Below are 798 nucleotides of genomic sequence, written 5' to 3'. Positions count from 1 at the left end.
CCGGACCCGCACCCCAGCAAGTTCCCCAGCCCTCATACGGCCAGCGAACTACCGAACACAAGCCGTGACAAGACCACCTAACAAAGCACTACTAGCTAGTCTGCGCAGGGGCGGGAGAGCGCCGGGCGCCCCACCCACCCGAAAGGGCCGATCATGACCGAGCAGACCCCCGAGACCATCCGCTACACCGCCGACGTCGTCGTCATCACCACCGACCGGCATGTGCTGCTGATCGAGCGCGACCGGGCCCCGCACAAGGACGCGTGGGCGCTGCCCGGCGGCCACGTCGACCCCGGCGAGACCAGCCGCGCCGCCGCCGTCCGCCTGGCCGAAGAGGCCGGTGTGTACGTGTCGGAGGAGGAGGTGAAGCAGCTTGGTGTCTGGGAACGGCTCAACCGGAGCCCCGGCCGGTGCGTCACCGTTGGCTACTGCCTGGAGGTCATCCCCGCCACCTCCATCGAGGCGGGCGACGACGCCATCCGCGCCGAATGGTGGTCCCTGGACGCCCTCCCCCCGCTGGCCTTAACCCACTACGCGATCATCCGCGCGGCCGCGAAGGCCATCGACCCCACCGCCTGATCAGGCCCTGTTCTCTCGAAGCTGCCACGAAGTGCGCGGCTGAGCCGCGTCAGCGCGCGGGTTATCTGGCCAGACAGACCAACTGCCGTGGGGGGGGGGCCCCCCCCCCGGGGGGGGCCCCCCCGGGGGGGGGGGGGGGGGGGGGGGGGGGGGCGGGCCCCCCCCCCCCCCCCCCCCAGGGGGGGCCCCCCCCCCCCGGGGCGGAGCCCCGGCGGCTAC

The 798-nt window shown here is 73.7% G+C and carries 1 protein-coding gene; it reads left to right on the top strand.

Annotation, left to right across the window (positions count from 1 at the left end):
* Positions 1-153 precede the first annotated feature (153 nt).
* Complete coding sequence (locus tag ACF1BN_RS22105) at positions 154-579, top strand: NUDIX domain-containing protein (protein WP_392333290.1); 426 nt, start codon at positions 154-156, stop codon at positions 577-579.
* The last annotated feature ends 219 nt before the right edge of the window (positions 580-798 follow it).

This window comes from Streptomyces sp. NPDC014861 (assembly GCF_043081625.1).
In the GTDB taxonomy this organism is placed as follows: domain Bacteria; phylum Actinomycetota; class Actinomycetes; order Streptomycetales; family Streptomycetaceae; genus Streptomyces.
This window is presented reverse-complemented; position numbering and strand designations above follow the sequence as displayed.

Coding starts and splice junctions, on each gene's coding strand:
- ACF1BN_RS22105 (WP_392333290.1), top strand. CDS start 154: ATGACCGAGCAGACCCCCGAGACCATCCGCTACACCGCCGACGTCGTC.